The sequence below is a fragment of the Polaromonas sp. CF318 genome (genome assembly GCF_000282655.1).
Lineage (GTDB): Bacteria > Pseudomonadota > Gammaproteobacteria > Burkholderiales > Burkholderiaceae_C > Polaromonas.
Window position 1 is genome coordinate 1 of sequence record NZ_AKIV01000139.1, and the last position, 8,805, is coordinate 8,805.

General features: G+C 64.1%; 8 protein-coding genes and 1 tRNA gene. 4 read left to right on the forward strand and 5 right to left on the reverse strand.

What is annotated here, in order from left to right:
• A partial coding sequence (locus tag PMI15_RS21250) for a translocation/assembly module TamB domain-containing protein (RefSeq protein ID WP_007874016.1) occupies positions 1 to 1,368 on the forward strand: 1,368 nt, incomplete at its 5' end.
• A gap of 77 nt (positions 1,369 to 1,445) precedes the next feature.
• Positions 1,446 to 1,520 (forward strand) — tRNA-Arg (locus tag PMI15_RS21255).
• 34 nt (positions 1,521 to 1,554) lie between these two features.
• On the opposite strand, the gene PMI15_RS24965 is transcribed toward PMI15_RS21255, so the two are convergent.
• Both PMI15_RS24965 and PMI15_RS21260 read right to left on the reverse strand, forming a co-directional pair.
• The gene (locus tag PMI15_RS24965) at positions 1,555 to 2,343 is read right to left on the reverse strand and encodes a hypothetical protein (RefSeq protein ID WP_007874026.1); all 789 of its coding nucleotides are present in this window, start codon (positions 2,341 to 2,343) and stop codon (positions 1,555 to 1,557) included.
• A 123-nt stretch (positions 2,344 to 2,466) separates the two neighbouring features.
• Complete coding sequence (locus PMI15_RS21260) at positions 2,467 to 3,276, reverse strand: hypothetical protein (protein WP_007874028.1); 810 nt, start codon at positions 3,274 to 3,276, stop codon at positions 2,467 to 2,469.
• 267 nt (positions 3,277 to 3,543) lie between these two features.
• Between PMI15_RS21260 and PMI15_RS21265 the strand changes: the two genes are divergently transcribed.
• Complete coding sequence (locus PMI15_RS21265) at positions 3,544 to 4,596, forward strand: DMT family transporter (RefSeq protein WP_007874030.1); 1,053 nt, start codon at positions 3,544 to 3,546, stop codon at positions 4,594 to 4,596.
• Between the two features lie 191 nt (positions 4,597 to 4,787).
• Here PMI15_RS21265 and PMI15_RS21270 read toward each other — a convergent pair whose 3' ends face one another.
• From PMI15_RS21270 to PMI15_RS21280, 3 genes are all read right to left on the reverse strand, one after another.
• Positions 4,788 to 5,171 carry a YkvA family protein gene (locus PMI15_RS21270; protein WP_036840538.1) on the reverse strand — a complete coding sequence of 128 codons (384 nt, stop codon included), beginning with the start codon at positions 5,169 to 5,171 and terminating at the stop codon, positions 4,788 to 4,790.
• A 137-nt stretch (positions 5,172 to 5,308) separates the two neighbouring features.
• Positions 5,309 to 6,748: an amidohydrolase family protein gene (locus PMI15_RS21275; protein ID WP_007874037.1), complete on the reverse strand. Its 1,440-nt coding sequence runs from the start codon at positions 6,746 to 6,748 to the stop codon at positions 5,309 to 5,311.
• A gap of 6 nt (positions 6,749 to 6,754) precedes the next feature.
• On the reverse strand, positions 6,755 to 7,735 hold the full coding sequence (locus tag PMI15_RS21280) for a tripartite tricarboxylate transporter substrate binding protein (protein WP_007874039.1): 981 nt from the start codon (positions 7,733 to 7,735) through the stop codon (positions 6,755 to 6,757).
• 130 nt (positions 7,736 to 7,865) lie between these two features.
• On the opposite strand from PMI15_RS21280, the gene PMI15_RS21285 reads away from it, so the two are divergent.
• Positions 7,866 to 8,750 (forward strand): LysR substrate-binding domain-containing protein, encoded by an 885-nt coding sequence (locus PMI15_RS21285; RefSeq protein ID WP_157214708.1) that lies wholly within the window; start codon positions 7,866 to 7,868, stop codon positions 8,748 to 8,750.
• Positions 8,751 to 8,805: the final 55 nt, after the last annotated feature.

The window sequence follows — 8,805 nt, forward strand, 5'->3', positions numbered from 1 at the left end:
CCCGCCGCGGCCGGCGGCGGCTGGCTCTGGCCCGCGGATGCGCCCCTGGCCGGCCAGCTGCGCGCCCAGCTGCCGCGCATAGGCGTGTGGTCGGTGCTGGCGCCCCCGGGCTGGCGGCTGCGCGGCTCGCTGGGTGCCGACGTCGCCATCAGCGGCACACGCGCCGCGCCGCAACTGGCCGGCGACCTGCTGGCCGACGACCTGGCGCTGCGCTCGGTGGTCGACGGCATTGAGTTCGGCAACGGCCGGCTGCGCGCCAAACTCGACGGCACCCGCATGCGCATCAACGAGTTCACGCTGCAAGGCGCGGGCGACAAGGGCACGGGCGGCATCCTCACGGCGCAAGGCGAAGCCGGCTGGGTCGACGGCAAACCGCAGGTGCAGCTCAGCGCGAAGATCGAACGCCTGCGCGCCAGCATACGCACAGACCGGCAGATCACCGTCTCCGGCGACATACAGGCCGGCCTCAAGGGCACGCAAAGCGAGCTCACCGGCAAGCTGCTGGTCGACCAGGCCCGCATCATCCTGCCCGACGAAGGCACGCCCCAGCTCGGCGACGACGTGGTGGTGCGCAGCACACGCGGCACGGCGGCCGGCCAGAAGGCGCCCGCGCAGACCAGCGCCGACACCACCGACCGCGACGCAAGACCCGTCAAGCTGGCCGTGGAACTCGATCTGGGACGCGACTTCCGCATCCAGGGCAAGGGCATAGACACCCGCGTGCGTGGCACCCTGGCCCTGAGCGGCGACACCCTGCGCGAGCCCCGGCTTAACGGCACCATCAACACCGCGGGCGGCCAGTACCGCGCCTACGGCCAGCGCCTGGACGTGGAACAAGGCATGCTGCGCTTCACCGGCGCCATCGACAACCCCACGCTCGACATCCTGGCGATACGCCCCAACCTCACGCAGCGCGTGGGCGTTCAGATCACCGGCACCGCCCTGCTGCCGCGCGTGCGCCTGTATGCCCAGCCCGAGCTGCCCGACGCCGAAAAACTCTCCTGGCTGGTGGTGGGGCGCTCCTCCGCCTCGGGCGGCGCCGAAGCCGCCATGCTGCAGCAGGCCGCGCTGGCCCTGCTGGGCAGCAAAGGCGGAGGCGGCATGTCGGGCGGCCTGGCCGCCTCGCTGGGCCTCGATGAGCTGTCTTACCGCGGCGCCTCCAGCAACACCGACGGCAGCACCACCGAAAGCGCCCTCACCCTGGGCAAGCGCTTTTCGCGCAATTTTTACGCGGCTTACGAGCGCACCATCTCGGGCGCACTGGGCACGCTCTATGTGTTCTACGACCTGTCGCAACGCTTCACGGTGCGCGCCCAGGCCGGCCAGCAAAGCGCGGTGGATTTGATCTTCACCGTGCCGTATGACTGATAAGGACTGGGGCCGATTCCGGCCGCGCAAAAAGGGCCCCCGCCACCGAATACAATCACGGCTTCTCCCCGAGAAGTGCCGCCATAGTTCAATGGATAGAACGAGTGCCTCCTAAGCGCTAGATACAGGTTCGATTCCTGTTGGTGGTACCAAGGCCTTGCATCAGGTCGATGCTTTTAAAACGTCCTAGCCCCGTCCGCCAGCAGGTCCCGCGCTACCCGCGTTGCCCGGACAGCCGGGGCTACCCCAGATTGCGATCACGCCGCTCTTTCCTTGCAAAGCTGATGGGCGTTGTGATGCTCCGCAACTGCCGGCCGTACCGTTGGTCACAGGGCTGGTACCAGGATTGGCCTTGAACATCACCACCACTTTGGCGGTTGCGCCACCCGGCCCAGCCGCACCTGCAGCGCCTCCTGCTCCACCATTGGCCGCTCCGCATCTCTTGTTCAGGACGTTTTTTCTGGGGCCACCACCCTGCTGACCCTTACCCCCGTTGCCTCCATCCCCGCCAGGCCCACCATCGGTCCTTATCCACAGTGAGCCTTCATTGTCGATGGAGTCAATGTCGTGGATGTTCAGGCTCACGCCTTGCTTGCCAGGAGTTCCGCCAGCGCCAGCCGCGCCAGCCGCACCCACCGCGCAATAGCTGGCCTGCCTGGGAGGCGGGGCGCCGTCCGCTGCCCGCCCAGGCTTCGCTTGAGGCGCCGAGAGGTCAATGGTGGCGTTTTCTTCGATCCTGATTGTCTTCACGCTCCAATCAATCGCCGTCACGCCTTCACCAGCTTTCAGGGTCACGTTTTTTGGCAAGTAGAGCGTGTCGATAATCAAGCCTGACGCTTGATCCATTGGGATGACGTAGACCAATTGGCCTGCCGCCAAAGGAGGAAACTGTCCAACCGGCACCTGGGCTGTCGCGTCAAACACAAGTCCGACAATGAAAGTGATTTGCACAATCACCTTAATGAGAAATCGCATGGAGTTTCCTTTTTTTTGTGAAGAATGAGGCTGCATAGCAAACAGATGACTTCTGTTGCAACGCAGCTTGTGGACTACCTGATCGAACCTGAAGGCAGCCACCTTTACGATGCCACCGACCGCTCATTTATTTTTCCCCTGCTCTTCACGAACAGAGTTGTCGACGCAGTTAATGCGAGCAATAAATTGCGGTGTCAGCGTGGTGGCAGGATCGTTGATCCGCGATTTGACGATCGCCAATGCTTCAATGATTTTTTGAATCGAGCCTTCCGAAAGATCGGTAGTAAACGGCATGGACAGTGTGGTGTCCTTGGCATCCATCCCAATCACGTCAACCGAGATCGATCCGGATGTTCGTCCCGCTTTCGCGCTCGCGGCCAGGGCAAACAAGCTCCCTCCAATCGAGGCTTCCGTGGTGACCACATCAATCACCAGACGCATCCCGGCACCAATGCGTCCGTAGGCGATGATTTTTTTGCTGCTGTCGACAATATCCTCCGAGCGGTATTTCATGAAGTCGATGGCGATGTGCTCCCTGTGGCTGCTGGCACCAAATATGCCTGCAACACCCCCCGACTGATTGCCTTTCAACAGGCCAATTTGGGTTGAGATGTTTGGCAGGAGCTTGTTGATTTTTTCCGGAGTGTCGGGCCAACCCTTCAGCGTGCTGACGACCTCTCCGTCTTTGATGGAAAACTCGGTGTAATTTGCCGCTGCGAACGTCGGTAGCGGGATGTATTCGAGATTTCCATTGCACAGGAATGGAGACCCGGCGGCGCCCAGTCTTTCGGGCAGGACAACGGACTGGGTTGTTGCGCTGCCCGCTATGGCGTTTGCAATGACACGGGCTTGTTGTGCGACGCCCGTCTGAGCCATTGCAGGCCCCCCCAGCGCTGCAGTGACAAGAAGCATTGGAAATAAAAAAGCCTTCATGTGAGTTCCTCCTTTGTTTTAATCATTTGTGCCGGGAAACACATGACCATGCGTCGTCTTCGTGCTCCCTGGCTTGACGGTACACCTTGTTCGCAGGGCATGCCTCCTTCAATTAAAGGAGATACCGGAGATAAAACCTGTTGGCCCCTGAGCAGCGCTTCCTGGGGTTCTGACGGCGGCCCGAGCTCATCGCCAGGCCGGCCAACGCAGCAAGCACTCGCGTAATATGGAAAGGGCAAACCTCCCTGGCCCCCCAAAAGAACCGCCATGAACCCACTGTCCCAACCCGGCGTACTGGCCACACTGCTCGCGGCAACGCTGTTCGGCGCGGGCACCCCGCTGGCCAAGCTCTTGCTGGCGCAGGCCAGTCCCTGGCTGCTGGCGGCTTTGCTTTACCTGGGTTCGGGCATCGGGCTGTTTCTGCTGCGGCGGCTGCGCCGCTCACCGCCTGTACATATGCCTCGCGGGGAGTGGAAGTGGCTGGCCGGTGCCGTGGTCGCGGGCGGCATGCTGGGCCCGGTCTTGCTGATGCTGGGGCTTTCAGGCATGCCGGCGTCGGGCGCTTCCCTGTTGCTGAACGCGGAAGGAGTGCTGACGTCCTTGATTGCCTGGTTTGTTTTCCGTGAAAACTTTGACCGCCGCATTGCGCTGGGCATGCTGGCCATTGTGGCGGGCGGTGTGATTCTTTCCTGGCCCGGTGAGGCGCGGTTCGGCGAATTCTGGCCCGCGCTGGCCGTGGTCGGCGCCTGCCTGGCCTGGGGTGTGGACAACAACCTGACCCGCAAGGTGTCCTTGTCCGATGCTTCGTTCATCGCCATGGTCAAGGGCCTGGTGGCCGGGGCCACCAACCTGGTGCTGGCGCTGTCGCTGGGCGCCGCGTGGCCCGCGCTACCCGTGGTGCTGGCGGCAGCGCTGCTGGGTTTTGCGAGCTATGGCGCCAGCCTGGCGCTGTTTGTCCTGGGCTTGCGCCACCTCGGGACGGCGCGCACAGGCGCGTATTTTTCGATTGCGCCGTTTGTGGGCGCGGCCCTGGCGATTGCCGTCCTCGGCGAGCCCGTCACGCTGTCCTTGCTGATCGCGGCGACGCTGATGGCCTGGGGCGTCTGGCTGCACCTGACCGAAAGCCACCAGCATTCACACACCCACGAGCCGCTGGAGCACAGCCATGAACATGCGCACGGCCTGGGTGACGAGCACCACGACCATGCGCACGACACGCCGGTGGCGCCCGGCACGCGCCACACGCATGCGCACAGGCACCTGCCCATCTCCCACAGCCATGCGCACTTCCCCGATGCCCATCACCGGCATTCGCATTAAGGGTTTTGAATTGGAAATCCGGTCCGGATGCCAACAACTGTCTTCAGGTTTCAGCGCACAGCCTCCATTGCCTGATCACCGCCACAGCACCGGGGATTCGGCGACGGCTTTGTGAGCCTGTTGCTGCCGGCCTATTTGCTCAAGCCTGGGACGGCGTCATTCCAGGAAATGGACGTGCCCACGCGCAGTTCCTATGCAAACAAAGCCCATAAGCCCCACGCGGCGCAGATCCAGACGGCGACCACAAATGCAGCGCCCCACAAGCTGCGCGGCCTGGCACCTTCATCGGCCAGCCATGCGTCGCCTTGCCGCCGGCAATCGGCGATGACCTCCGCGGGCGTCACGGATATGGCCAGCCAGACCAGGCCCGGCAGCAAGAGCAGGTCGTCGAGGTAGCCCAGCACCGGGATGAAGTCCGGGATGAGGTCGATGGGGCTCAGTGCGTAAGCCACGACAAACATGCCAAGCGCCTTGGCATACCAGGGCGTCCGGGGATGTTTGCAGGCAAACCAGAGCGTGACCCCGTCACGCTTGAGCTTGCGGGCCCAGCCTCGCAAGGATTCCACAAATCTCACACGCACTCTCCCCAAAAAAGCCTGGCCGATGCGGCCATACCGGGGAGAAAACTTGCCTGGCTCCTTGGCGATCCATGGCAAGGCCTGTCCCGAGGCCGAGACCATAGTATGCAGGGTGGGCGATGGCCGGGGCGCCATCATGCCAAGGCACCTTTCCTGCGCAGCACGCGGCCCGCATCCAGGCTGGCGCTGAGGCCATCGCGGCAGGCGAGGCGGCCATTGACAAACACAGCATCGATTCCCGAACTGACTTCGGTGGGGTACTCGTAGCTGGCGTTGGCGGTGACGCGGTGTTCATCAAAGATGACAATGTCCGCGTGATTGCCGGGCGCCAGGATTCCCCGGCCGGCGAGGCCGAAGCGCCTTGCGCTGAGGCCCGTCATTTTGTGGATGGCGGCTTCAAGCGAAAACAGCTTTCTCTCGCGCACGTAGTGCCCCAGCACGCGGGGAAAAGTCCCCCACAAGCGGGGATGCGGGCGCACGTCGTGCGCCAGGCCGTCCGAGCCGACCATGGCCATTGGATGGCTGAGGATGCGGCCGACGTCGTCCTCGCTCATCGCGAAGTAGATGGCCCCGGCCGGTTGCAATGCCCGCGCCACTTCTTCTTCGGTCTGGTTTCTTTCGCGCGCAAGGTCTTTCAGGGAGCGGCCCGCAACACCGGGCTCGGGCTGGGACCAGGTCACCAGCACATCGCTTGACTGTTTCACACGGGACGGCAGCAGCATGGTGGACGACGCGTTGTAGGGATAGCAGTCAAAGCAGACCGCTTGCCCCAGCGCCGCCTGCTCCAGCATCGCCAGGGTCTGCACGGAGCGGCCGTGGTTGGCCGTGCCCACCAGCTTGTGGTGGGAAATAACGGTGTCCACGCCCAGTTCCCGGCCTATGTGCAGGGCCTCGCGCAAGGCCTCGTCGATGGCGTCGCCTTCGTCGCGGATGTGCATGGTTACGATGCCGCCGGCTGCCTTGAGCTGCGCGCCCACGGCGACCACCTCTTCCGCCGTGGCCGCTTTCGCGGGCGGATAGTACAGCCCGGTCGACAGGCCGATGGCGCCCGCGGCCAGCGCCGAGGCCAGTTCCGCCGCCATGCCCGCCGACTCGGCCGGGGTGGCGGGCCTTCCAAGATCGGCCATGTACTTGACCCGCAGCGTGGAATGGCCCACGAGGCAGGCGACGTTGACGGCCAGCGGGGACCGGTCCAGCGCCTCCAGGTAGGCGGCAAAACTCGGGTAGATCCAGCCGTCCGTTCCCAAAATATCCAGCGGTGGCGGTGGGTGGCGGGTCTCCAGGGGGGCCAGGCTGACGCCGCAGTTGCCCGACACCACCGTCGTCACGCCCTGCGACAACTTGGGGTGAGCGCCCGTTGTGGGCGAGAGCAGCAAACGGTCATCGTGGGTGTGCACGTCGATAAACCCCGGTGCGACAATCCGTCCGTGCGCACCGACCCGTTCGCTCGCCTGCGCGGCCGACAGGTCGCCGATGGCGAGAATTTTTCCCTGGGACACGCCGAGGTCGGCACGCACGCGGGCGGCACCCGTCCCGTCAATCAGTTCGCCGCCTTCAATGATGCAATCGAACATACGCGTTCAATCCACCTGGACGCCGGCGCGCTTGACGACCTCCGTCCACATCCGCGTCTCCCGCAGGGCGCGATCAAACAGGCGGTCGGGCGAACCTATGGTGGTCTCGAAGGAAATGGCGGCGTAGCGCTCATTGACCGCGGCGCTGCCCAGCACCTTGTTGATCTCCCCGTTGAGCCGCATCACGACGTCGCGCGGCGTGCCGGCCGGCGCGACAATGCCGCCCCAGGCCGTCGTTTCATAACCCTTGACGAACTCCCCGATGGCCGGCACCTCGGGAAACAGCGGGCTGCGCGCCCGGCCGGAAACGCCCAGCGCCTTGATGCGGCCGTTCTTGATGTGCGGCGCGATGGACGACAGGTTGTCGAACATCAGGTCGACCTGGCCGCCCATCAGGTCCTGGATGGCCTGCGGGCTGCCGCGGTAAGGCACGTGGGTCATGAAGGTGCCGGTCATGCTCTTGAACAGTTCACCGCCGAGGTGGCCGGTGGTGCCGTTGCCGGGAGACGCCATGCTGAGTTTGCCGGGCCTGGACCTGGCCAGCGCGATCAACTCGGCCACGTTCTTCACGCCCAGGTCGTTCCTGACGACGAGCGCGTTTTGAACATACCCGAGCAGCGCCACGGGAACCAGCTGTTTTTCCGGGTCGTAGGGCAGCTTGGAGAAAAGCGATTTGTTGATCGCCAGCGTGCCCACATTGCCGTATCCCAGCGTGTACCCGTCCGGCGCCGCGCGCACGATTTCCTGCATGCCGATGTTGCCGCTTGCACCGGGCTTGTTGTCGATGACAAAAGGCTGTCCCAGGGCCTTCATCAGCTCGCTGGTCAGGATGCGGCAGATGTTGTCGGGGGAGCCGCCAGCGGCGGATGGAACGATGAGGCGGATGGGCCGGTCGGGCCAGGCGGCGCGCGCCAGCAGGGGTGATGAGGCCATCGCCGCCGCCCCCAGTTTGAGGAACGTTCGCCGCGTTGTCTGGTAGTTGGTCATGGAGGTCACCTTGAGGTTCAGCAATGAGGAAACTGAATGATGCGTGGACAAACCTTTAGCTACAAACGACAATTTCTGCGTCTTCCATGCTTTTTTCTCATGCACCATGATGCTGCGCACCCCCTCCACCATGTCTCTGGTATGCCTTGAAGCCAGCGCGCGCCTGCGGTCTTTCACCGCGGCCGCACAAGAGCTGCACCTGACGCAAGGCGCGGTCAGCCGCCAGATCATGGCGCTTGAAAGCCGCCTTGACCTCAAGCTGTTCGTGCGGCGCCGGGATGCGCTTGTCCTCACGGAGGCCGGCCGTTACTACCTGGACGAGGTCGGCCCCCTTCTCCAGCGCCTGGAGCGCGCGACGGCCAATGTGATGGCGCTCAAGGGGCGCGGAGGTTCGCTGGCGGTGTCGGTCGGTGCGTCGCTGGGCAGCTATTGGTTGATTCCGCGCCTGCCGGACTTCACGCGCGCGCACAGCGAGATCACCCTGAATTTCGCCACTCGCGTGGGGTCGGTTGATTTCAAGAGCATGCCGGTGGATGCTTCACTCGAATTCGGCGACGGAAAGCGTGCCGGCCTGCACAACGACTTTGTCCTGCCCCTGGCGATGGCGCCTTACGCCGCACCGGCATGGATTGCCAAAAACGGAAAATCGCTGACGTCCCGCACACCGATGTCCGCGCTGGTGCACCACACCACCGTGCTGGATGCATGGCGCAAATGGTTCGACCATGCCGGCATCCAGATCGGCACCGGCCAGGAGGGGCCGCGCTACGAGTTGATGTCCATGGCCCTGAATGCCGCGATCGCAGGGCTGGGCGCGGTGCTGCTGCCCGATTTCATGGCCAGCGATGCGCTGGCGAGCGGCCGTTTGCGCCGGCTGTCGAAGAAGCAATGGGTCTCCCCCCGGGGCTACTATCTGGTGTACCCCGAGGAGTCAGCCAGGCTGGAGGCCCTCACAGTGTTCCGCGCATGGCTGCTCGCGCAGGCAAGGGCGGGCAGCAGCCATATTGAGCTGTAGCGCAGGAATGATCCTGCCGGCGTACCAGGAGGCTGCCCCCTGGGCTCGCCGCCCC

Excerpts from the sequence above, each read along its gene's own strand:
- PMI15_RS21265 (WP_007874030.1), top strand. The coding sequence starts at position 3,544 with ATGAACCCACTGTCCCAACCCGGCGTACTGGCCACACTGCTCGCGGCA.
- PMI15_RS21260 (WP_007874028.1), bottom strand. The coding sequence starts at position 3,276 with ATGAAGGCTTTTTTATTTCCAATGCTTCTTGTCACTGCAGCGCTGGGG.
- PMI15_RS21280 (WP_007874039.1), bottom strand. The coding sequence starts at position 7,735 with ATGACCAACTACCAGACAACGCGGCGAACGTTCCTCAAACTGGGGGCG.
- PMI15_RS24965 (WP_007874026.1), bottom strand. The coding sequence starts at position 2,343 with ATGCGATTTCTCATTAAGGTGATTGTGCAAATCACTTTCATTGTCGGA.
- PMI15_RS21275 (WP_007874037.1), bottom strand. The coding sequence starts at position 6,748 with ATGTTCGATTGCATCATTGAAGGCGGCGAACTGATTGACGGGACGGGT.
- PMI15_RS21285 (WP_157214708.1), top strand. The coding sequence starts at position 7,866 with ATGTCTCTGGTATGCCTTGAAGCCAGCGCGCGCCTGCGGTCTTTCACC.